Origin of the sequence: Halospina denitrificans (genome assembly GCF_004364635.1) — a bacterium.
Classification (GTDB): domain Bacteria; phylum Pseudomonadota; class Gammaproteobacteria; order Pseudomonadales; family Oleiphilaceae; genus Halospina; species Halospina denitrificans.
The window spans coordinates 199,242-221,519 of the sequence record NZ_SOAX01000001.1; the positions used below are offsets into that span (position 1 = coordinate 199,242).

The 22,278-nt window shown below is 61.5% G+C and carries 21 protein-coding genes; 11 read left to right on the forward strand and 10 right to left on the reverse strand.

Annotated elements, in window-relative coordinates; translation table 11 throughout:
- Nucleotide 1: 1 nt before the first annotated feature.
- Nucleotides 2–949 (reverse strand): glycine--tRNA ligase subunit alpha, encoded by a 948-nt coding sequence (gene glyQ, locus DES49_RS00910; protein ID WP_133735000.1) that lies wholly within the window; start codon nt 947–949, stop codon nt 2–4.
- A gap of 148 nt (nt 950–1,097) precedes the next feature.
- Here glyQ and DES49_RS00915 point away from each other — a divergent pair, with 148 nt between their 5' ends.
- Together DES49_RS00915 and DES49_RS00920 are read left to right on the forward strand one after the other, a co-directional pair.
- The gene (locus DES49_RS00915) at nt 1,098–2,015 is read left to right on the forward strand and encodes a lysophospholipid acyltransferase family protein (RefSeq protein WP_133734508.1); all 918 of its coding nucleotides are present in this window, start codon (nt 1,098–1,100) and stop codon (nt 2,013–2,015) included.
- A gap of 19 nt (nt 2,016–2,034) precedes the next feature.
- Entirely contained in the window at nt 2,035–3,846 is a 1,812-nt protein-coding gene (locus DES49_RS00920) for an ABCB family ABC transporter ATP-binding protein/permease (RefSeq protein WP_133734509.1), read from the forward strand.
- A gap of 86 nt (nt 3,847–3,932) precedes the next feature.
- On the opposite strand, the gene DES49_RS00925 is transcribed toward DES49_RS00920, so the two are convergent.
- The 5 genes from DES49_RS00925 to def are packed head-to-tail and all read right to left on the reverse strand — an operon-like array spanning nt 3,933 to nt 9,587.
- Entirely contained in the window at nt 3,933–5,381 is a 1,449-nt protein-coding gene (locus DES49_RS00925; RefSeq protein WP_133734510.1) for a TrkH family potassium uptake protein, read from the reverse strand.
- A gap of 17 nt (nt 5,382–5,398) precedes the next feature.
- Nucleotides 5,399–6,781, reverse strand: coding sequence for a Trk system potassium transporter TrkA (trkA, locus tag DES49_RS00930; RefSeq protein WP_133734511.1), 1,383 nt, complete (start codon nt 6,779–6,781; stop codon nt 5,399–5,401).
- A gap of 30 nt (nt 6,782–6,811) precedes the next feature.
- Nucleotides 6,812–8,131: a 16S rRNA (cytosine(967)-C(5))-methyltransferase RsmB gene (gene rsmB / locus DES49_RS00935; RefSeq protein ID WP_133734512.1), complete on the reverse strand. Its 1,320-nt coding sequence runs from the start codon at nt 8,129–8,131 to the stop codon at nt 6,812–6,814.
- Nucleotides 8,128–9,069: a methionyl-tRNA formyltransferase gene (fmt, locus tag DES49_RS00940; RefSeq protein ID WP_133734513.1), complete on the reverse strand. Its 942-nt coding sequence runs from the start codon at nt 9,067–9,069 to the stop codon at nt 8,128–8,130. Before fmt ends, rsmB begins: the two co-directional genes overlap by 4 nt.
- 11 nt (nt 9,070–9,080) lie before the next feature.
- Nucleotides 9,081–9,587 carry a peptide deformylase gene (gene def / locus DES49_RS00945; protein ID WP_133734514.1) on the reverse strand — a complete coding sequence of 169 codons (507 nt, stop codon included), beginning with the start codon at nt 9,585–9,587 and terminating at the stop codon, nt 9,081–9,083.
- A gap of 190 nt (nt 9,588–9,777) precedes the next feature.
- Between def and DES49_RS00950 the strand changes: the two genes are divergently transcribed.
- From DES49_RS00950 to aroE, 5 genes are all read left to right on the forward strand, one after another.
- Nucleotides 9,778–10,806 (forward strand): LysM peptidoglycan-binding domain-containing protein, encoded by a 1,029-nt coding sequence (locus tag DES49_RS00950; RefSeq protein WP_133734515.1) that lies wholly within the window; start codon nt 9,778–9,780, stop codon nt 10,804–10,806.
- Nucleotides 10,807–10,842: 36 nt separating this feature from the next.
- Nucleotides 10,843–11,994 carry a DNA-processing protein DprA gene (gene dprA, locus DES49_RS00955; RefSeq protein ID WP_243864785.1) on the forward strand — a complete coding sequence of 384 codons (1,152 nt, stop codon included), beginning with the start codon at nt 10,843–10,845 and terminating at the stop codon, nt 11,992–11,994.
- A 68-nt stretch (nt 11,995–12,062) separates the two neighbouring features.
- The gene (gene tsaC, locus DES49_RS00960; RefSeq protein ID WP_243864787.1) at nt 12,063–12,641 is read left to right on the forward strand and encodes an L-threonylcarbamoyladenylate synthase type 1 TsaC; all 579 of its coding nucleotides are present in this window, start codon (nt 12,063–12,065) and stop codon (nt 12,639–12,641) included.
- Nucleotides 12,642–12,666: 25 nt separating this feature from the next.
- Nucleotides 12,667–13,593, forward strand: coding sequence for an oxygen-dependent coproporphyrinogen oxidase (gene hemF / locus DES49_RS00965; protein WP_133734516.1), 927 nt, complete (start codon nt 12,667–12,669; stop codon nt 13,591–13,593).
- A complete protein-coding gene (gene aroE / locus DES49_RS00970; RefSeq protein ID WP_424955212.1) occupies nt 13,583–14,407 on the forward strand; it encodes a shikimate dehydrogenase in 825 nt (274 codons plus the stop codon). Before hemF ends, aroE begins: the two co-directional genes overlap by 11 nt.
- A 164-nt stretch (nt 14,408–14,571) precedes the next feature.
- On the opposite strand, the gene DES49_RS00975 is transcribed toward aroE, so the two are convergent.
- A complete protein-coding gene (locus tag DES49_RS00975; protein WP_133734518.1) occupies nt 14,572–15,111 on the reverse strand; it encodes a gamma carbonic anhydrase family protein in 540 nt (179 codons plus the stop codon).
- 79 nt (nt 15,112–15,190) lie between these two features.
- Here DES49_RS00975 and DES49_RS00980 point away from each other — a divergent pair, with 79 nt between their 5' ends.
- Both DES49_RS00980 and DES49_RS00985 read left to right on the forward strand, forming a co-directional pair.
- Nucleotides 15,191–17,242 carry a M3 family metallopeptidase gene (locus DES49_RS00980; protein WP_133734519.1) on the forward strand — a complete coding sequence of 684 codons (2,052 nt, stop codon included), beginning with the start codon at nt 15,191–15,193 and terminating at the stop codon, nt 17,240–17,242.
- A gap of 31 nt (nt 17,243–17,273) precedes the next feature.
- Complete coding sequence (locus tag DES49_RS00985) at nt 17,274–17,543, forward strand: YheV family putative zinc ribbon protein (protein WP_133734520.1); 270 nt, start codon at nt 17,274–17,276, stop codon at nt 17,541–17,543.
- 1 nt (nt 17,544) lies between these two features.
- Here DES49_RS00985 and DES49_RS00990 read toward each other — a convergent pair whose 3' ends face one another.
- Genes DES49_RS00990 through DES49_RS01000 form a run of 3 tightly spaced genes read right to left on the reverse strand, consistent with a single transcriptional unit; the run spans nt 17,545 to nt 19,630 of the window.
- Nucleotides 17,545–18,462 carry a type 2 periplasmic-binding domain-containing protein gene (locus DES49_RS00990; RefSeq protein WP_133734521.1) on the reverse strand — a complete coding sequence of 306 codons (918 nt, stop codon included), beginning with the start codon at nt 18,460–18,462 and terminating at the stop codon, nt 17,545–17,547.
- Nucleotides 18,463–18,477: 15 nt separating this feature from the next.
- Nucleotides 18,478–18,864, reverse strand: coding sequence for a DoxX family protein (locus DES49_RS00995; RefSeq protein WP_424955213.1), 387 nt, complete (start codon nt 18,862–18,864; stop codon nt 18,478–18,480).
- Nucleotides 18,865–18,898: 34 nt separating this feature from the next.
- The gene (locus DES49_RS01000; protein ID WP_341776770.1) at nt 18,899–19,630 is read right to left on the reverse strand and encodes a hypothetical protein; all 732 of its coding nucleotides are present in this window, start codon (nt 19,628–19,630) and stop codon (nt 18,899–18,901) included.
- Between the two features lie 195 nt (nt 19,631–19,825).
- On the opposite strand from DES49_RS01000, the gene coxB reads away from it, so the two are divergent.
- Complete coding sequence (coxB, locus tag DES49_RS01005) at nt 19,826–20,608, forward strand: cytochrome c oxidase subunit II (RefSeq protein WP_133734523.1); 783 nt, start codon at nt 19,826–19,828, stop codon at nt 20,606–20,608.
- Between the two features lie 32 nt (nt 20,609–20,640).
- Nucleotides 20,641–22,227, forward strand: a complete 1,587-nt coding sequence (gene ctaD / locus DES49_RS01010) for a cytochrome c oxidase subunit I (protein WP_133734524.1) — start codon at nt 20,641–20,643, stop codon at nt 22,225–22,227.
- Nucleotides 22,228–22,278: the final 51 nt, after the last annotated feature.

Below are 22,278 nucleotides of genomic sequence, written 5' to 3' on the forward strand. Positions count from 1 at the left end.
TTCAAGCCTCCTGTGCCGGGTCGTCGGCCAGCATTTCGCGCTTCAGCGCCTCGGTCGCCATGGGGAATCCCAGGTCCCGGCGTCGTTCAAAATAGGCCTTGGCCACGGCCCTGGCCAGGGTCCGCACACGCAGTATGTAGCGCTGGCGCTCGGTCACCGATATCGCGTGTCGGGCATCCAGCAGGTTGAAGGTATGGGAGGCCTTGAGTACCTGCTCGTAGGCGGGCAGTGGGAGTCCTGCCTCGACCAGCCGGTGGCTCTCGCTTTCGTGCTCCCCGAAAGCCTGGAACAGGAAGTCCGTGTTCGCCTGCTCGAAGTTGTAGATCGACATCTCCACTTCGTTCTGGTGGTAGACGTCGCCATAGGTCACGGTGGTCCCTGAAGGCGTTCGGGTCCAGACCAGATCGTAGACGCTGTCCACCTCCTGCAGGTACATGGCAATGCGTTCCAGGCCATAGGTGATCTCGCCGGTGACCGGGTAGCATTCGATGCCGCCCACCTGCTGGAAATAGGTGAACTGGGTGATTTCCATGCCATTGAGCCAGACCTCCCAGCCCAGTCCCCAGGCGCCCAGTGTCGGCGATTCCCAGTTATCCTCAACGAAACGGATATCGTGAACGAGCGGGTCGAGCCCCAATGCCTTGAGTGACTCAAGGTACTGCTCCTGAATGTCTTCGGGCGAGGGCTTCAGTACCACCTGGAACTGGTAATAGTGCTGCAGGCGGTTGGGGTTCTCCCCGTAGCGTCCGTCAGTGGGACGTCGGCTGGGCTGAACGTAGGCGGCGTTCCACTCCTCGGGGCCGATGCTGCGAAGGAAGGTTGCCGGGTGGAAGGTTCCGGCCCCCACTTCCATGTCCAGCGGTTGCTGCACGACACAGCCCCGCTCGGCCCAGAACTGCTGCAGCGCCAGAATCAGGCCCTGGAAGGTTGTTACATCGGGTTTTGCCAGCTCAGTCACGGCGTCCACCTGGTCCGGTTGCAAGATAACCCCATCGGCCCTTGGGCATGATAGGGTTCTGGATTGTTCGAAGGCGCGTATTATACTCTCCGCGTCCGGTACTTAGGAAAGCCCCCAGGCGGGAGTTGTTCAAAATCCCATGAAAAGATTCAAGATAGCCAGTCTTCGAGCCCTTCTCTGGCTGGTCGGGCACCTCCCCCTGGCCGTTGCCCAGGCGCTCGGCCGTTTTGTCGGAGTCTTACTGTGGCAGGCCCGGGGCCGCAACCGCCAGGTGACGGAAATAAGCCTGGACCTGGCTTTTCCTGAAAAGGAGGAAGGGGAACGTCGTGAGCTGGCGCGCCGGAGCCTGGTGGAAACCGGGAAGATCCTGGCCGAAGTACCGATCATGTGGGAAAGGCCCGTGGACCAATGTCTGTCGATGATCCGCGAGATCCAGGGCGGCGACCTGCTGGATGATGCCCTCGCCCGCCAGGAGGGGTTGGTACTGCTGGCGCCTCACCTGGGCAACTGGGAGCTGGTCGGCCTCTACTTCTCGACCCGTTTCTCCATGGCGGCACTTTACAGCCCGCCTAACATGAAAGAGATGGAAAGCTACATGTCGCGGGTGCGCGGCCGGGGCGGATCCGAGCTGGTGCGGGCCGACAGGCGCGGCGTATTGCGCCTGTTTTCCATTCTCCGTGAGGGCGGCGTCGTCGGCATTCTCCCCGACCAGAACCCGGATGCGAGCGGCGGCGCTTTTGCCCCTTTCTTCGGGGTGAATGTACTGACCATGAAACTGGTCTCCCGTCTCGTCCAGAAAACCCGGGCCCGCGCCCTGGTGACCTATGCCGAGCGTCTTCCGGGCGCGAAGGGGTTCCGCCTGGTGATCGAGGAGGTGGACGAGCGCCTCTATGACCCGGATACCGAGGTCTCGGTGGCGGGCCTCAATGCCACCGTCGAAAAGGTGGTTCGGCGCATTCCCGAGCAGTACCAGTGGGAGTACAAACGCTTCAAGAAACGTCCACCCGGCGAACCCAATCCGTATAAGCCATTGAAGCCGGTCGAACGGCAGTCCTAGCCAACCAGGAGCCTGATCATTGCGCGCGTACGCGGATAACGACTATCCGGCGGATCACAAGCCGGACTGGCGTATTATTGCGGGGCTGTGGCCCTATCTGACCGAGTTCCGGGGGCGCGTTATCGTGGCCGCGATTTTCCTGGTCACGGCGAAGCTGGCAACCGTGGCGACCCCTGTCGCGCTGAAGTACATTGTCGACTATCTGGATGAGGGAACCGCCGGTGAAATGGCGCTGCTCCTCCCGACACTGCTGGTGGTCGCCTATGGCCTGCTGAGGTTCAGCGGCACGCTGTTCAACGAACTCCGCGACGCCGTCTTCGCCCGTGTTGCCGAGCGCGCCATGCGTCGGGTATCACTGCGCGTGTTCCAACATCTCCATCAACTCGAGCTGGGCTTTCACCTGGACCGGCGTACCGGCGGGCTGGCGCGGGACATTGAGCGCGGCACCAACGGCATCAGTTTCCTGTTGCGGTTCACCCTTTTCAACATCGTACCTACCCTGCTTGAGCTGCTCATGGTTGCGGGTATTCTCCTGTTTGCTTTCAATCCGTCCTATGTCATCGCGATTGTCATCGCGGTGGCCGTCTACGTGGTCTTTTCCATCAAGGTGACCGAGTGGCGGACCCGGTTCGTGCGTGAGGCCAATGCCCGCGACAACCAGTCCAACAGCCGCGCCGTGGACAGTCTGCTCAACTACGAGACCGTCAAGTACTTCAACAACGAGGCATTTGAGGCCGAGCGCTATGATGAGGACCTGGCCGACTGGGAGCAGGCGCGTCTCAGCAACCGGCTGTCATTGGCGACGCTCAATGCCGGCCAGGCGCTGATCATTGGCGTGACCCTGATCGTGATCATGGGCATGGCTGTTCGCGAGGCAGCCATGGGCGAGATCAGCCTCGGCGACTTCACCATGATCAACGCCTACCTGATCCAGCTTTTCATCCCGCTGAATGCCCTGGGCTTCGTCTACCGGGAGATCCGCCAGGCGCTGGTGAATGTGGAGCGCCTGTTCAAGCTTCTGGGTGAACCACCCAAGGTCGTGGATAAGCCGGATGCCCCTGCCCTGGCCGTCTCAGGTGGCCATATCAGCTTTGAGGCGGTGCGTTTCGACTACCAGCCGGGGCGTGAGATTCTCAGGGGTATCAGCTTTGAGATACCCGCTGGGCACAAGGTGGCGGTGGTAGGCGCCAGCGGCGCGGGCAAGTCGACCCTGGCCCGGCTGCTGTTCCGGTTCTTTGATGTGACCCGGGGGCGTATCACCATTGATGGCCAGGATATCCGGGAGGTGACTCAGCAGAGCCTGCGCGAAGCCATCGGCGTGGTGCCCCAGGATACAGTCCTGTTCAACGACACCCTGTACCGTAACATCGCCTATGGCCGGCCGGGCGCCAGCGACGCGGACGTGTGGCGGGCCGTTCGCATGGCCCATCTGGCGGATTTCGTGGAAACGCTCCCCGAGGGACTGGAAACGCGGGTCGGAGAGCGGGGCCTCAAGCTCTCGGGTGGTGAGAAGCAACGGGTGGCCATTGCGCGGGTGATCCTCAAGGATCCTCCAATACTGGTGCTGGACGAGGCAACGTCCTCACTCGATTCGGTCTCTGAGCAGGAGATCCTGGACGCCCTGGATGAGATCGCCAGTGAGCGCACCACACTGGCAATCGCCCACCGCCTGTCCACAGTCCGGGATGCGGACCGGATCCTGGTCATGGCCAATGGTGTCATTGTTGAAAGCGGTACCCATGAGACGTTGCTGGCGGAACAGGGATATTACGCCAGGCTCTGGGAACGTCAGCAGCACGAAGGCTCATTCGTCGGCCCTGAAGAGGGCTGAGGCATCCGTGATCCTGATGCACCGTGACCTGGAGTGTTGTTCAAAGGTCTGGCGGGGAGCATGGATGCCTCTGCGAACTGACTTGCCTAGTTCCGCCAGAAATCCGGCGTGAACAGCACCAGGAGCGTGAATATTTCCAGACGCCCAAGGATCATGGCGGCCATGCCACTCCACTTGACCAGGTCCGGCATGCTCTGGAAGGTGCTGGCGACCTGGCCAAGACCCGGACCCAGGTTGGTCAGCGTGGCAACGACGGCGGTCCAGGCGGTGACCTGGTCCAGCCCCATGGCCAGGTTGATCAGCAGCAGCACCACGAAGACCACCATGTACATGGAGAAGAAGCCCCAGACCGCCTGCAGGACCCTTTCGGACACGGGACGGTGGCCGAGCTTGATGGGAATGACCGCACTGGGGTGCAGGATGCGGCGGATTTCCCGGGAGCCCTGGCGGTAGATCAGCAGGATGCGCATGGCCTTCATGCCCCCGGCCGTGGAGTTACCACAGCCGCCCATGAAGGCCATCAGGATCAGCATAACCGGCAGTATGCCCGGCCAGGCACCGAAGTCTTCAGCCGAGAAGCCGGCCGTCGTGGCAATTGAGAGAACCTGGAATAATCCTTTGGTTGCGGCGGTCACGGGGTCCATGGTGCCGGTAACGATCAGGATGCCGACAGTCAGGAGGCTGGCGCCGAGCATAACGCTCGCGTAGAACCTGAATTCGGGGTCCCTGAAGTACTGCCACAGGTTACGCTGTCGCCAGGCCATGAAGTGCAGCGCAAAATTGACGCCGCTCAGGAACATGAACAGGGCGCCGATCAGTTCGATGGCGTGACTGTTGAAGTGGCCGATACTGGCGTCATAGGTCGAGAATCCGCCGATGGCAACCGTTGCGAAGCTGTGGCCCACCGCGTCGAACAGGTTCATACCCGCCAACCAGTATGCCGACGCGCAGGCGACGGTAAGTCCCACATAGATGTACCAGAGCGCCTTGGCCGTCTCCGCGATGCGCGGCGTCAGCTTGTTGTCCTTGACCGGCCCGGGCACCTCGGCACGGTAGAGCTGCATGCCCCCGATACCCAGCATGGGGAGTATGGCGACGGCCAGCACGATAATGCCGATGCCGCCCAACCACTGCAGCTGCTGGCGATACCAGAGAATGGATTTGGGGAGCTCCTCCAGCCCTGTCAGCACCGTGGCCCCGGTGGTGGTGAGCCCGGAGACCGCCTCGAACAACGCATCCACGTAGTGCATCTTGGGCTCGGAACTCAGGAAGAAGGGCACCGAGCCGGCCAGGCTCAGAACGATCCAGAACAGCGAGGTGATCAGGAAGCCGTCTCGGACCCGCAGTTCCATGGTGTTGTGGCGTGTCGGCCACCAGACCAGGGTGCCCAGCACCAGAACGATCAGAAAGCCTTCCAGAAAAGCCAGTGCCTGGCCGTCGTCGTACAGCAGCGAGATCGCTACCGGAGGCAGCAGCGTCAGGCTGAACAGCATCATCAGCAGGCCGAGGATTCTGGCGATGACCGCATAGCGCATGGTGATTCCGGCCCCTGCTAGAAGAAGGTCAGTCCGACCTGGAAGAGTTTTTCCACTTCCTTGATCCGCGTCTTGTCCACCAGGAAGAGGATGACGTGATCATCCGGCTGGACGCGCACATGGTCGTGGGCGATCAGCACTTCGTTGTCGCGCACGATGGCCCCGATGGTGGTTCCCTCCGGCAGTGCGATCTCGTCTAGCCTCAGGCCTACTACCTTGGAGGAACGCTGGTCTCCGTGGGCAATGGCCTCGATCGCCTCGGCCGCCCCCCGGCGCAGGGAATGGACATTGACCACGTCACCCTTGCGCACATGGGTCAGCAGGCTGCCGATGGTGGTCTGCTGGGGCGAGATGGCCACGTCGATCTCGCCGCCCTGGATCAGGTCCACGTAGTCCGGGTTGTTGATCAGGGTCATGACCTTGCGCACGCCCAGGCGCTTGGCGAGCATGGAGGCCATGATGTTGGCCTCGTCGTCGTCGGTCACGGCACAGAACACGTCCGTATCCTCGATATTCTCTTCCTGCAGCAGATCCTTGTTGGCCGCATCCCCCTGCAGGACGATGGTCCTGTCGAGGGATTCCGAGAGTTCGATGCAGCGATCCCGGTTGCGCTCGATGATCTTGACCTTGAAGCGGCTTTCAAGGGTGCGCGCCAGGCGGTGACCGATGTTTCCGCCGCCGGTGATCATGATGCGCTTGTAGGGCTTCTCCAGCGGCTGAAGCTCGCTCATCACCGAGCGGATATGGTCGCTGGCGGCGATGAAGAAAACTTCGTCGCCATCCTCGATGATGGTGTCGCCCTGGGGAATGATGGGTCGGTCCTGCCGGAATATGGCCGCCACCCGGGTGTCGATGCGCGGCATGTGCTCGCGCAGGTAGGACAGTTCATGGCCCACAAGCGGCCCACCCGCCGTGGCTCGGATCGCCACCAGCCGCGCCAGGCCCCGGGAGAAGTCGAGCACCTGGAGGGTGCCGGGGTATTCGATCAGGCGCGTGATGTGCTCGGTGACCACCTGCTCCGGACTGATCAGCACATCCACCGGGAAGCCTTCCTTCTTGTCCCGGTCGAAGAGCTCCGGACGTGCCAGATAGGCACTGGCCCGCACGCGACTGATCTTGGTGGGCGTGCGGAAACAGGTCCAGGCCACCTGGCAGGCCACCATGTTGACCTCATCACTGCTGGTGGTGGCGATGAGCATGTCCGCATCCTGGGCGCCGGCCTGTTTGAGGACCCTGGGATAGGAGCCGCGGCCGGTGACCGACTGGATGTCGAGCCGGTCCTGTAGTTCGCGCAGACGGCTTGGATTGTTGTCCACTACCGTGATGTCGTTGGCTTCGCTTGCCAGGTTTTCGGCCAGTGTGCCCCCGACCTGACCGGCGCCAAGAATGATGATTTTCATGAGAGAACCCGACTCCCTAAGACGGAAAAGTCAGACCCAGTGGGCCGGAGATTTCACCAGACAAGCGTAGAAAAACCCGTCCTGGTCCTGTGACCCGGTAATCAATTGGCGACCGTACCCGGTCTCTTCGCCCCAGTCCAGCGTAATGGGTACCAACTGGGCGTCCATATGGCTGTTGATGAAACGTTGAATGATACGCTTGTTTTCCTGCTGAAGCACAGAGCAGGTGGCGTAGACCAGGCGGCCGCCGTTGCGCAGAGTCGACCAGCAGCCTTCCAGCAGCCGCAGCTGGGTGTCGGCTAACTCAGCAATGTCGGTTTCGCGCCGCAGCAGCTTGATGTCCGGATGGCGGCGTATGACGCCGGTGCCGCTGCAGGGTGCGTCGAGCAGGATGCGGTCGAATTCCGTGCCGTCCCACCAGCTGTCCGTCTCGGCGGCGTCGGCGGCGATGAGCCGGGCATGGGTGCCGGTGCGCTCCAGATTCTCCGTAATCAGACCGAGTCGATCCCGATCCATGTCCATGGCCACTACTTCCGACAATCGAGGTTCGGCCTCCAGTATGGCCCCTGTTTTGCCACCGGGAGCCGCACAGGCGTCCAGGACCCGTTGCCCCGGTTCCAGCTCCAGCAGTTCTGTGCACAACTGGGCCGCCTCGTCCTGGACGCTGAAGTACCCCTCATGGAAGCCGGGAATCCGGTCTACCGGGCAGGGTTCGGCCAGGCGTATGGCATTTGCAGCCAGTTCACCGGGAGAGGCTGTGATTCCGGCATCCGCAAGGGCGGACTGGGCACTCTGTTGATCGTGATGCTGGCGGTTGAACCGCAGGGTCATCGGGGGCTTGCAGTTATTGGCTTCCAGGAGTGCTGGCCACTGCTCCGGCCAGTTCGCCTTGATCTTGGCGACCAGCCATTCGGGATGACTGTAATGCACGGCATCGGACTCAAACGGAGGTTCACCGTCGCGCAGGGCATTGCGAAGGATGCCGTTGACCAGTCCGGTCAGCGACTTGGGGGCGCCCAGTTCCCTGGCGGTTTCCACGGTTTCGTGAATGGCCGCGTGGGGCGCAATCCGGGTGAAGCGAAGCTGGTAGAGGCCCAGGATCAGCAGCGACTCCAGCATGGCATTGCGCCGGGGCAGGGGCTTTCGCAAGCGCGTCTGCAGTTCGGCCTGTAACCGGTGCCACCAGCGGCAACTGCCAAAACACCAGTCCTGGAGGCGACCGCGTTCATCGACGGGAAGAGTTGCCGTAATGGGAGGCAGCAGTTGGCCAAGGGACTGACCCTCGTGGGCGACCTGATGGATCATGCGAGTGGCGGTGGCGCGCAGCGAGCCGCCCTTGGGGGCGCTCATTTCCCAAGCCTCTGGCCGGGTTCAAGAAGCGGCTTTCCGCCGTTGATCAGGTCGCCGACGGTCTGTGGCTTGCCGCCGGGCAGCTGCAGCCGGGTCAGGTTCAACAGGCCCTCGCCGCACTGGATGAGCGCCCCATCCCGATTGCGCTCAATGACAGTGCCGGGGGCTTCCGTGGCGGCCTCATCGTTGACGGCCTCTGCAAAGAGCAGCTTGAGGGTGGTCTCCCCGACATGGGTGGTACAGACCGGCCAGGGGTTGAAGGCCCGGATGTGGCGCGCCAGCGTGGCCGCGGATTGATGCCAGTCCACGGGGCTGTCAGCTCGCTCCAGCTTGCGGGCATAGGTGGCGTGGTGGCTATCCTGGGGTTCCGCCCTGAGGCTGCCCGCCTGAAGTTGTTGCAGGGCTTCGAGCAGGGCTTCGCCACCCAGCGGCGCCAGCCGGTCGTGCAGGCTACCGCCGGTTTCATCGGGATGGATTGTCAGACGTTTGCTGAGCAGGATATCGCCCGTATCCAGACCCGCGTCCATCTGCATGATGGTGATGCCCGTTTCAGCATCTCCCGAGGCAATGGCCCACTGTATCGGCGCGGCCCCGCGCCAGCGTGGCAGCAGGGAGGCATGCACATTCAGGCAGCCAAACTCGGGTATATCCAGCACGGCCTGGGGCAGGATCAGCCCGTAGGCGGCAACAACCATCACTTCCGGCTCGTAGCTGGCAAGTCTGGCGCGGGCCTCCGCGTTGCGGAGGGATTCGGGCTGCTCCAGGGCAATGCCGTGCTCCCTGGCCAGGCTGGCCACGGGGCCGGGCCGGGCGTGGCGCCCGCGGCCCGAGGGGCGATCCGGCTGGGTGTAGACGGCGGCTACCTCGTGGCCGGCGTCGAGCAGCGCCCTGAGGCTGGCTGCGGCGAAGTCCGGTGTACCTGCAAAAACCACCCGCAAATCGGGCCTCCTCAGGACGCCTTCTGGCGCTGTTGTTTTTCCACTTTCTTGCGGATGCGGCTGCGCTTGAGCTGGCTCAGGTAGTCAATGAAGAGGCGTCCGTTGATGTGGTCCACCTCGTGCTGGAGGCACACGGCCATCAGCCCGGAAAACTCGGTTTCAAAGGGTTCCCCGTGATAGTCCAGGGCGCGCACGCTGACCTGCTCCACCCGCGAGACATCCTCGTAGACGTCCGGGATCGACAGGCAGCCTTCCTGCATGGCCTGGAGCTCCCCTTCCCCGATCTCGATTTCCGGGTTGATGAAGACCCAGGGCTCGTTCTGTTCCTCGGAAATATCGATCACGAGCACCCGCTTGTGCACGTTGACCTGCGTTGCCGCCAGGCCAATGCCCGGCGCGGCGTACATGGTCTCGAGCATGTCGTCCACAAGTTTGCGGATGCTGTCGTCGACCGAGGCTACCGGGTCTGCCACGGTGCGCAGCTGAGGATCCGGAAATTGGAGGATCTTGAGTTTCATGAACTATGCTCCCGAACAATTCTGGCGCTTATTATCGCGTATCCGGCTGCGCCGGTACAAACCGCGCGCTTACAAAATATTGCAAGGTCAAACGCTTTGAGCTAAAGAAAAGCCACAAAATCCGACATATCTTCTATAGTAGGGGGATATGACTGCCACTTACCGATTTCTGCCAGCAAGGGAACGGACGATGAGGATTCTGTTGATTCTGGTGACAGCCGCCATAGGCCTGGCCACGACGAGCGCCGGGGCCGCGGAGCTGCGTGATGATCACCCGGAACGTTACACGGTGCAACCGGGCGACACGCTCTGGGACATTTCCGCGCGATTCCTGGAAGAACCCTGGAACTGGCCGGAGATCTGGAATGTGAACCCCCAGGTGGATAACCCGCACCTGATCTACCCCGGCGATGTCCTTGAGCTGACCTGGGTGGACGGCGAACCCCGCCTCCGGCGCGCGGACGACTCGGATCCCAGTGACCGCGTGATCGAGCTCTCCCCCCGTGTCCGCTCCGAGCCACTGGATACCCCGATCCCAACGATCCCACTGGACGCGATCAAGACCTTTCTCTCCAATACGCGGATTGTGGAAGAGGGGACGCTCGAAAATGCGCCCTACGTTCTGGCGGGCCAGGATCGGCGTACCATCAGCGGCAGCGGTGACCGGGTTTACGCCCGGGGGGATGGCAGCCAGGGTCAGGTGATGGGGGTTTTCCGTCGCAGTACCCGGCACAAGGATCCTGAAACGGGCGAGTTCCTGGGGCAGGAGGCGCGTTCCATAGGCCGGGGCCGGATAACCGGTGTGGATGGCCAGGTTCTTTCCGTGGATCTGACCCGCAGCCGTGAGGAAATCCGGCCGGAAGACCGCCTGCTTCCCACCGAGGACCGTGAGATTACCACCCGGTTCCAGCCGTCGGCACCCGATGAAAAGATCCGTGGCCGTATGATCGATGTAGAGGATGGCGTCACCAACATTGGTCAGTATAATGTCGTGACGATCAACAGGGGCGAACGCGAAGGCCTTGAACCCGGTCATATTCTGGCGGTGTTCAAGCAGGGCAACCAGACGCGGGATCCGGTGACCGATGAACTGATCCAGCTGCCTTCCGAGCGCGCCGGTGTGCTGATGGTATTCAGGACCTATGAAAAGCTCAGTTATGGGCTTGTACTTGAGGCAAATGAACACCTCAAACTGATGGATGAGGTGCGCAACCCCTGACGCGTTAAACCAGAACACCCAAGGATGGACATTGCCATGACGGTCACGGAAAGACCCCCTGCGGCGGAGTCGCTCGACAAACACCACATCCTGGCTCTGCTACCCGGCATGAAGCCTGACCACTGGCAGGTCGTTCTCGACCAGCTGGATGACCCCGTGCAGTTGCTGCAACTGCCGCCCACCTCACTCAAGGCGCTTTCCATGCCGGCTGGGGCGCGACGCCTTATCGGAGACTGGCAGCGTGGCCACATGGATTCGCAGTGGCAGGAACGACTCGAACAGATTCGCCACAAGTGCCGGTCCCGTCATATCCAGGTGGTGGACTGGTGTGATCCGCGCTATCCGGAAAGCCTGCGCCACATCCATGGCCCGCCCCCGGTGCTCTACCTTCGGGGGAATCCGGGTGCCCTGAGTCGACCCTGTCTTGCCATGGTCGGGAGCCGACATGCCAGCCGCGATGGCCTGAATCACGCTGCCGGGTTTGCGCGGGCCCTGGCGGAACAGGGTATTGCCGTGGTCAGCGGGCTTGCTCTGGGCGTTGATGGTGCGGCTCACCGTGGTGCGCTGGAAGCCTCGGGGGTAACCCTGGGGGTTCTCGCGAACGGGGTGGATACGCCCTACCCGCGTCAGCATGGAGCCCTGGCCACGGAAATCCTCAATAACGGTGCCCTGGTTTCCGAGTTGCCTCCCGGTACCCCGGCCCGTGCGCATCTTTTCCCCCAGCGCAATCGCATTATCAGTGGCCTGTGCCGTGGTGTACTGGTGGTGGAGGCGGGTGTGCGCAGTGGTTCGCTGATCACGGCGCGGCTGGCCATGGAGCAGGGGCGTGAGGTGTTTGCGATTCCCGGCTCTATTCACAACCCGGGGGTTCGCGGGTGTCATCGCCTGATCCGTGCGGGTGCGGTGCTGGTTGAAACCCTGGAGGACATTCTCACGGAGCTGGCCGACTGGGGTCTGGAAACCCTGGAAACGGGTTCCGGAGCCACGCCTCCAGGTCCGGACCCGGAATCCCTTGAGCCCTCCGCGCGACAGCTCCTCGATGTGCTCACCTATGAACCCCGGAGTTCCGATCAGCTCTGCGAGGACACGGGGCTGGCCGCCGCGGAACTGCTCCAGACCCTGCTGACCCTGGAAATGGAGGGCTTTGCCGAGGCGACCCCGGGGGGCTACCGCAAACGCGCCGGGTGATACGTCCCCACGCCCGGCACGGCTCTGTTAAACTGCGTCCTTTTCCGGGCGTAGGGGAGTCCGCAACCGTGAGCGCCGAGGGCTCGTTGAGTACTGACTGGTGGCATCTGCGCCGTGCTGGCGCCTCACTCCGGCAGGGCGGCGTCTGGGCCTACCCGACGGAAGCCGTCTGGGGTCTTGGTTGCGATCCCTGGAATCCGAGCGCCGTTGATCGGATACTGACGCTCAAGGAACGGCCCCGGCACAAGGGCCTGATCCTGGCGGCGGCAACCATCGAACAGGTGGCGTTTCTTCTGGAACCGCTGCCGGTATCGCTGCGCGACAGCGCCGTGGCGTACTGGCCCGGCCCCACGACCCTGTTGCTGCCCGATCCGGACGACCGGGTTCCACGCTGGATCAAGGGCGAACACGACCGGGTGGCTATCCGAGTCAGTGCCCATCCAGGGGTCCAGCGCCTCTGCACCGCCTTCGGCGGCCCGCTGGTCTCCACCTCCTGTAACCGTGCCGGGCGATCCCCGGCCCGCTGGAGCTGGCAGGTACGGCGGAGCTTTGGGGATGCGCTGGATGGCATCCTACCGGGTTCGCTGGGAGGAGCCTCGAAACCGAGCCGGATCCTGGATCCACTGGATGGCCGCCGCCTCCGATAAACGCTGAACAACCACAGGACGCGACATGACCACGGTTCCCGACGCTGATGCTGTCTACCAATACCTGATTGAGCTTCAGGACCGCATTACCACTGAACTGGGCGAACGCGATGGCGCTGCCCGTTTCCGGGAGGAATCCTGGACCCGTGAGGCGGGGGGTGGCGGTCGCAGCCGCGTTATCGAGGACGGCGACCTGTTCGAAAAAGGGGGCGTGAACTTCTCCCATGTCATGGGGGATGAGCTGCCCCCTTCCGCCTCCGCCAGCCGCCCCGCCCTGGCTGGCGCGCCCTGGGAAGCCATGGGCGTCTCCCTGGTGATGCACCCCCGCAATCCCTATGTGCCCACTTCCCATGCCAATGTCCGCTTCTTCGTGGCGAGGCCGGCGGATTCCGCACCAGTCTGGTGGTTCGGTGGCGGTTTCGATATGACGCCGTACTACGGGTTCAACCAGGATTGCCGACACTGGCACGAGATTGCCAGGCAGGCCTGTGCGCCGGGGGGTGACGAGGTTTACTGGCGTTTCAAGCAATGGTGTGACGACTACTTCGTCATCAAGCACCGCAATGAGCAGCGCGGCGTCGGCGGGCTCTTTTTCGATGACTACAATGAGCATTCCTTCGAGCACAGCTTCGAATTGATGCGTTCCATTGGTGACGGCTACCTCCCCGCGTACACGCCTATTGTGGACAGGCGGCGAAATATTCCCTATGGCGAGCGGGAGCGGGAATTCCAGCTCTACCGGCGTGGTCGTTACGTGGAATTCAACCTGGTCTATGACCGCGGGACCCTGTTCGGCCTGCAGTCCGGCGGGCGCACCGAGTCCATCCTGATGTCGCTGCCGCCGCTGGTGCGCTGGGACTACAACTGGACGCCCGAGCCCGGCACCCCGGAAGCCCGGCTGACCGAGCATTTCCTGCAACCCCGTAACTGGCTGGAGGTGGATGATGAGTGATGCAACGCGCTATGCCGTGGTAGGCAACCCGATTGGCCACAGCCTCTCCCCCGCCATCCATACCCGCTTTGCTGAACAGACCGGAGAAGCCGTGCGCTATGAGCGCATCGAGGCACCGTTGGAAGGCTTCGAGCAAAGGGTCCGTGCCTTCTTCAGCGAGGGCGGCGGCGGCCTGAATGTCACCGTGCCCTTCAAGCAGCAGGCCTGGGCCCTCGCGGACGATCACACGCAGCGTGCCGCCGGCGCGGGCGCGGTGAATACGCTCTGGCAGGATGAGCGCGGTCGGTTACAGGGGGACAACACGGACGGCGCCGGCCTGGTCCGGGACCTGATGGTTAACAACGATGTTGAGCTGGCCGGGGCCCGGGTCCTGGTTCTCGGCGCCGGCGGGGCCGTTCGCGGGGTACTGACACCGCTGCTGGACGCCGGGCCGGAGCAGGTTGTTATTGCCAACAGGACCATTGAGAAGGCCCATGAACTCTGCCGTCTCTTTGCTGATCAGGGGAGTCTGGACGCCAGTACCTTTGAGGCGCTGAAAGGTCCTTTTGACGTCATCATCAACGGCACCAGTGCCAGCCTGCAGGGCGAGCTTCCGCCCCTGGCCGATACGCTGGTGGGTAACAATACGGTCTGTTACGACATGATGTACGGCAGCGAAACGACTGCCTTCAACGCCTGGGCGGGTGCGCGTGGCGCGGCGAAGACCCTGGATGGTCTGGGTATGCTGGTGGAACAGGCGGCGGAATCCTTCCTCATATGGCGAGGCATAAGGCCGGACACAGGCCCAGTGATTGCAGCACTTCGCAACGGCTGAGTGTGATTGAAGTGTGATTGAGGGGGGGGGGCCGGCAGAACCGGCACCCCGAGCACCATGGGCCTTATCGGCCTGCGGGAGTCAGTTGACCTCCACCTCGATGGCACGAGGCTTGGCCTTATCCTGCTTGGGCAGGGTCAATCCTAAGGCCATGCTGCGCAGTTTCAAGGGTCGTCCGTACGGTGTTCATCCTTTAAGCGCACATAATTACTGGCGGTATAGGTGAAGAAATCCCGCTCCTCCTGCGTCAGCTCCCTCGCCTGGCGGACCGGGCTTCCCCGGTACAGGTAGCCGGACTCCAGATGCTTGCCCGGCGGCACCAGCGTGCCTGCGGCAATAATCACTTCGTCATCCACCCGGGCCCCATCCATGATGATCGTTCCCATGCCCACGAGAACCCGGCTGCCAATGGTGCAGCCATGCAACAGGGCCTTGTGCCCCACGGTCACATCATCGCCGACGATCAGGGGCCAGCCGTCGGGGTTATAGGGGCCCGCGTGCGTAATATGACAGACGCTGCCATCCTGGATGCTGCAGCGTTTGCCGATGCGGATGCGATGCATGTCGCCCCGGATGGTTGTCATGGGCCAGACTGAACAATCCTCTCCCAGAACAACATCGCCAATAACCACCGCGCTGGGGTCAATCCAGACGCGATCACCAAATTCGGGGTGGACCCCCTTGTGAGAACGGATATACGTCACCATAACCTCCTGCTAGAGAATGCCCATGACAAGTATGTCATCATGCACTGATACGCGTCACAGTACACCGGAGTATTCAATGAGTAACCCCCTGCTTGATCAGGACCTTCTGCCCAAGTTCGATGCCATTTACACGGAGCAGATGGAACCGGCCATCGACCGCATTCTGGCCGAGAACCGTGAGCGGATCCAGGAACTGGCACACCAGGAGGCGCCAACCTGGGACAGCCTGGCCCAGCCGCTGCAGGCGCTCGAGGACCGCCTCAGCAATGCCTGGTCGATCATTTCGCACCTCAACGGGGTCATGAATGACGACGAGATCCGCGAGGTTCACAAGCGCTGCCTGCAGAAACTGACTGAATACAGCTCCGAGGTCAGCCAGAACGAAGCGCTGTGCAATGCCTACAAGCGGCTGGCCGAGAGCGACGAGTTCCAGACGTTGAATGAGGCCCAGCAGAAGGCGATCAACAATACCCTGCGCGATTTCCACCTGGGTGGTGTCGATCTGCCCCCCGAGAGCAAGGAACGATTCGCGACCCTGTCCCGGGAACTGGCGGACCTGGAAAGCCGTTTCGGGGATAACGTGCTGGATGCGACCCAGAACTGGTACCGGCATATCACCGACGACGAGGAACTCTCGGGCCTGCCGCAGTCGGCTCTGGACAGTGCGCGACAGGCGGCCGAGGAACGGGGTCTCGACGGCTATGTGATCACCCTGGATTTCCCCAGCTTCTACCCGGTACTCACCTACGGGGACAACCGCGAACTGCGCCGGGAGGTCTACGAGGCGTTTACCACCCGCGCGTCGGACCGTGGTCCCGATGCCGGGCGCTGGGACAACAGCCAGCTGATGCACGATATTCTCAGCCGCCGCCACGAACAGGCAAAGCTTCTCGGGTTCAACAATTACGCGGAGCTCAGCCTGGCCACCAAGATGGCGGATTCGGTCCAGGAGGTCATCGACTTCCTCGAACGACTCGCGGACAAGGCGAAGCCCGAGGCGGAACAGGAGCTGGCGGAAGTGCAGGCCTTTGCCAGGGAACAGGGTGGCCCCGATCCGCTCGAGGCCTGGGATCTGGGCTATTACAGTGAAAAGCTGCGCCAGCACCGATTCAACATCTCCCCCGAGGATGTCCGGCCCTGGTTCCCTGCGGAGAACGTGATTTCAGGGCTTTTCAAGGTGGTGGAAAAGCTCTTCGGTGTGCGCATTTCCTCGGACGAGAGCATTCCCACCTGGCATGAAGACGTGACCGCCTATCGCATTGAGCGTGGCGGTGAGTCCGTGGCCTTTTTCTACCTCGACCTGTACGCGCGCCAGGGCAAACGCGGCGGCGCCTGGATGGCCGACTGCCGGGTACGCTGGCGCCATTCCGATGGCAGCGTTCAGCTTCCGGTGGCTTTCCTCACCTGCAACTTCACGCCGCCCATTGGCGACCAGCCTTCGCTGCTGACCCATGATGAAGTGACCACGCTCTTCCACGAGTTCGGCCACGGGATCCACCACATGCTGACCCAGGTGGATGTGGCGGACGTTTCCGGGATCAATGGTGTGGCCTGGGATGCCGTGGAACTGCCGAGTCAGTTCCTGGAGAACTGGTGCTGGGACCCGGAATCACTGGCATTGATTGCACGTCACCACGAAACCGGCGAACCGCTGCCGGCGGACATGCTGGAACGCATGCTGGCGGCCCGCAACTTCCAGTCCGGAATGCAGATGGTCCGCCAGTTGGAGTTCTCATTGTTCGACTTCCGGCTGCATACCGAATACAGCCCGGAAAACCCCGTGGAGCCTCTGGACCTGCTCGCGCGTGTTCGGGACCAGGTGGCTGTGGTGCGGCCTCCCGAGTTCAACCGTTTCCCGCACAGCTTTGGGCACATTTTCTCCGGTCCCTACGCCGCGGGTTATTACAGTTACAAGTGGGCGGAGGTGCTGGCCGCGGATGCCTTCTCGCTGTTTGAGGAGCGTGGCATTTTCGACCCTGAGGCAGGGCGCGCATTCCGGGAGAATATCCTTGAGAAAGGGGGTTCCCGGGAGGCTGCTGAGCTGTATCGTGCATTCCGGGGGCGTGAGCCCAGCGAAGAGCCCCTGCTGCGCCAGTCCGGCATTCTGGACGAATCGCGCGCGGCCTGACCGGATCCATACCAGACCTTTGGTGAGCCCTATGAAGAAGCGTTTTATAGCTGGCGCGGTTTGTCCGCGCTGCAGCGCCATGGACCGGATCGTGATGTTCACGACGGATGAGGGAACCTTCCGGGAGTGTGTTGAGTGCGGCTACGAGGACCGTCAGCCGGATGCAGAGGACATGACGCCCACACCCGAGATGGAGACCCGCGTGACGCCGGGGGAAGAGCCAGACCGGCCGAGGAAGGACGACACGCCGCAGCCCGTGCGGATCCTGCCCGGAACATCCGGGGGCGACAGGGAGCACTGATTCAGCGCGTGCCCTCGGGAACCGGCAGGAACCGCTCGGCACGAATCGGCATCAATGGCAGCTGTATCGGGGTGTCCTGCCCGTTGAGGTAGGGGTTCGGCAGTGGAATAAAGACGCGTTCCATCAACTTGAGCTGCTTCATGGGCTTGCGGAAGTGGTCACTGAACCACTGTTCATAACTCCCGTCCTGCATGGCTCTGTGTAAACCTGTCTCAATCCGCTGCGCAAGGCGTTCGTCGTCGGGACCAACAAAGAAGAATGACGGCATCCGGTAAGTGAACAGTAGCCGCTCCTCAACCACAATGTCGTCGCTGTCGTATTGCGCCAGGTCAATCAGGACTTCGCCGGCGCCACGCAGAAAACAGTCAAAACGCTGCCTCTCAAGCATTGACAGGAGGTTTTCAAAGCGTGGCACCGTCACCACCTCGAAACCGCTGGCGCGTAGTATTCGGGTATCCGGCCAGTGCGCACCCTGCCCGATTCGCAGCCCCCGTTCCCGGAACTGGCTGGCCGTGTAGATGCCGTCAAAACGTGGCTGATCACCCTCACTGATCAGGCAGACACGGAACCCCAGCAGTCCCTGGTCAATGGGGATCCGGATTGGCTGGAGCGTGCTGTTGCGCTCCGGGGATGATGCGACATTGGCGACCCGCACCCCTTTATGCCTGCCATGCTCCAGGTACCGCAGCGCCCGTGCCTGGGAAATCGGGACGCTGGAAACAAGGTCCGCCTCACCATATTCGGGGGTTTTTTCCAGGGCTATCGCCAGCAGCGAGCGAATGGCGGGGCTCTCAAAATTGCGCTTCCAAAGAACCACAGGCTCGGCCGCCGTGCTCACCGTTATGCCGGAGACCATCAGAATCAGGCCCAGCACCACTCCGCCAGGACCCCGGTATCGTCGCGCGAATTCCCGGATCATCGCTTATGTTCCTTCTCAGGAGTGCATTCGGAACCGACCGGGGCCCAGGAGAACGATCACGATGCCATTGAGCAGAAACAGCATCGGCAACTCAATCGCCCAGCCACCATTGGCCTTGAGCGCAAGCAGCTCGTGCTGGTGAGCAAGCATCAGGGCAAACAGCATGTTCACACAGATCAGCGTGGCCGCCACGCGCGTATGCAGGCCCAGGATAAGCATCAGGGGCGCCAGGATTTCCCCCACCAGAACGCCCCAGGCCAGCATGACGGGAAGCCCGTGCGCGGCAAGCAGGTCCTCGATCGGGCCAATGCCGTTGATCAGCTTGCCGATGCCGTGGAGGAGGACCAGGAAACCCAGCCCCAGGCGTAAAAGAAGCCTTCCGGTGTCCGGTTGATTCAGCAAAGCGTGTATCCCCCTGGGTCGACTGGTTTCTGTTCTAGAGGCTGGAACGGAATGAGAAATGGAATTGTATTCCGTTGCGCGTCAGCAGATTGAGCCAATATTCGCGCATCCACTGCCAGGCTTCGTCACTGGCCTGTTCCACAAAAGGCGTCAGGTTCAGGTCGTAATAGTCCGGAGATCCCGCGATCTGGCGTACGGTGATCAGTATGGACTGATCCAGCTCGTTCGCAAAAGGCTCGCCGATCAGGTGGTGGACAAGGAGGTTGGCCTGGGTGGCTTCCGGTTCCATCAGGTTACTGTTGCGAAAGGACCGGTTGTTTTCATACATTTCCTCCATCAGGCGGTGACACTGATAGGCCTTGATTAACAGGCCCTCAAGCCCATCGAATCGGGCCAGAAGGACCGAGGGACTGGAGAAGTAGCCCGTTGCCGTTCGGATGAAGGGCGCGAACAGGTTGCCGACACCGGCGTTGTCCGCGCAGACCCGGACGCACTCGATAAGCCCGGGCGCCATCTCGATGTACTCACGGACAAAATGGTAGAGCGCATCCAGGGGGGCGTCGCCATCAATACGGATCAGGGCGTGCAACCCGTCCAGCGCGCCTGCAAGTTGCTCACGGTACTGGTCGGTATGTGCGTCCTGTTCACGGGCCTGGGCGATAATCTGACTGATGGTTTCCGGCGTCATTGACCGTACAGCAATGGATGAATGTGCCGCTGCTATCAGCAGCGCCGTTCTGGAAGTGTAGTCAAGTTTCGGCGTCATGCTGTCCCAGGGGTAGGACTGAAAGGCAAAGTCGACTAAAATTTGAGGCTTGATGCTTGTCAATCGCGGAAAAATCGATAAACTCTGCGTAACTTTGCGCGACAATCATTGTTCCCCCGCCGCACAGCCTCTTAATGGGGATGCCTGTGTCCGGACTCAGCGGGGACGAAACACAATTCTTGGTGGAGACGAGGTATGAGCGTGCAGGCCCTGCGTGCCGGTGCCCTGGCAACTGCTGCGACCGCCCCGGCAACAGCGTTTGCGGAGTGGGGAGTCAATCTACCCCAGGGTGTAACCGCCATGAGCAACACGATCTACGACCTGCATATGTGGGTTTTCTGGATCTGTGTTGTCATTGGCGTGGGTGTATTTCTGGCAATTCTCTGGTCGGTACTTGCCTACCGCCGTTCGAAAGGCGCTGAGCCCGCCCATTTCCACGAGAACACCACGGTCGAGATCATCTGGACCGTCATCCCGTTCCTTATCCTGGTGGCCATGGCTATTCCCGCAACGGCTACCCTGGTGGATATGTACGACTCCTCGGATGCCGAGCTTGAGATCAAGGTTACGGGTTATCAGTGGCGCTGGCAGTATGAGTATATGGATGAAGACATCAGCTTCTTCAGCTCACCCACGACCCCTTCTGCCGAGCAGAATAACCTGTCCAAGAAGTCGGATACCTACAATCTGGAAGTGAATAATCCCCTGGTGCTTCCGGTGGACACCAAGATCCGCTTCCTGATTACCTCCAACGACGTTATCCACAGCTGGTGGGTTCCGGAGTTTGGCTGGAAGCAGGACGCCATTCCGGGTTTCATCAACAAGAACTGGACCCGCATTGACGAGCCAGGCACCTATCGCGGTCTTTGTGCTGAACTATGCGGGCAGGGACACGCCTTTATGCCGATTGAAGTCAAGGCGGTTCCCAAGGACGAATACAGAGAGTGGGTCGCCGAACAGACCGGCGAAGACGGATAAACCATCCAGGTTTTCAGTAACGGGAGTTCAAAATGAGTGCGGTTGCAGACGCTCACGCCGTGGATCACGATCACCACGGCCCGGCCAAAGGCATAGCGCGGTGGCTCTTTACCACCAACCATAAAGACATTGGCACCATGTACCTGGTGTTCAGTTTCACCATGTTCCTGGTGGGCGGCGCCATGGCAATGCTGATCCGGGCGGAGCTTTTCGAGCCCGGCATGCAGCTGATCCAGCCCGCCTTCTACAACCAGATGACAACGATGCATGGTCTCATCATGGTATTCGGCGCCGTGATGCCCGCGTTTGTGGGGCTCGCCAACTGGATGATCCCGCTGATGGTTGGCGCCCCGGACATGGCGCTGCCGCGGCTGAACAACTGGAGTTTCTGGTTGCTGGTGACCGGCTCGCTGATCCTGGTTTCCACGCTCTTCATGGACGGCGGCGCTCCGAACTTCGGCTGGACCTTCTATGCGCCCCTGTCCACGACCTACGGGCCGGACAGCACCACCTTCTTCATCTTTGCCATCCACATCCTTGGCATCTCCTCGATCATGGGCGCGATCAACGTGATTGCCACCATCATCAACATGCGCGCTCCCGGCATGACCTTCATGAAGATGCCGATGTTCGTCTGGACCTGGCTGATCACGGCCTTCCTGCTGATTGCCGTTCTTCCGGTTCTTGCCGGTGTGGTGACCATGATGCTGATGGACATCCATTTCGGCACGGCCTTCTTCGACGCCGCCGGCGGGGGTGATCCGGTACTGTTCCAGCACGTGTTCTGGTTCTTCGGGCACCCCGAGGTCTACATCATGATCCTGCCGGCCTTCGGTGTTATTTCCCAGATCATTCCAGCATTTTCCCGTAAGCCGCTCTTCGGCTATACATCCATGGTTTATGCGGTCGCGGCCATTGCCATCCTGTCATTCCTGGTATGGGCGCACCACATGTTTACCGTGGGCATTCCGATCGCCGGCGAGCTGTTCTTCATGTACGCGACCATGATCATCGCGGTTCCGACCGGCGTGAAGATCTTCAACTGGATCTCGACCATGTTCCGTGGCTCGCTGACCTTCGAGACTCCGATGCTCTTTGCTATTGGTTTCGTGGTGCTGTTCACCGTTGGCGGGCTTTCCGGCGTCATGCTGGCGATCGCGCCGGCGGACTTCCAGTACCATGATACCTACTTCGTGGTTGCACACTTCCATTACGTCCTGATTCCCGGCGCCATCTATGGCATCTTCGCCGCCGTTTACTACTGGTTGCCCAAGTGGTCCGGACGTATGTACAGCGAAGCCCTGGGTAAGACGCACTTCTGGCTGTCGTTCATCGGCCTGAATGTTGCCTTCTTCCCGATGCACTTCGTGGGCCTGGCCGGGATGCCACGGCGTTATGTGGACTACCCCGTTCAGTTCGCCAACTTCAACATGATCTCCAGTATTGGTGCCTTCCTGTTCGGCATCAGTCAGCTGCTGCTCGTCTACATCGTCTATCGGGCGATCCGCAGTGGTAACAAGGCGCCGGCGCGTCCCTGGGATGGTGCTGAAGGGCTTGAGTGGACGGTGCCATCACCGGCTCCCTATCACACCTTTGAGCAGCCACCGAAGGTTGACTGAAGGGCAGGTATAACAACACAACCGGGCCTATGACGACCGCATTCCGCGGGC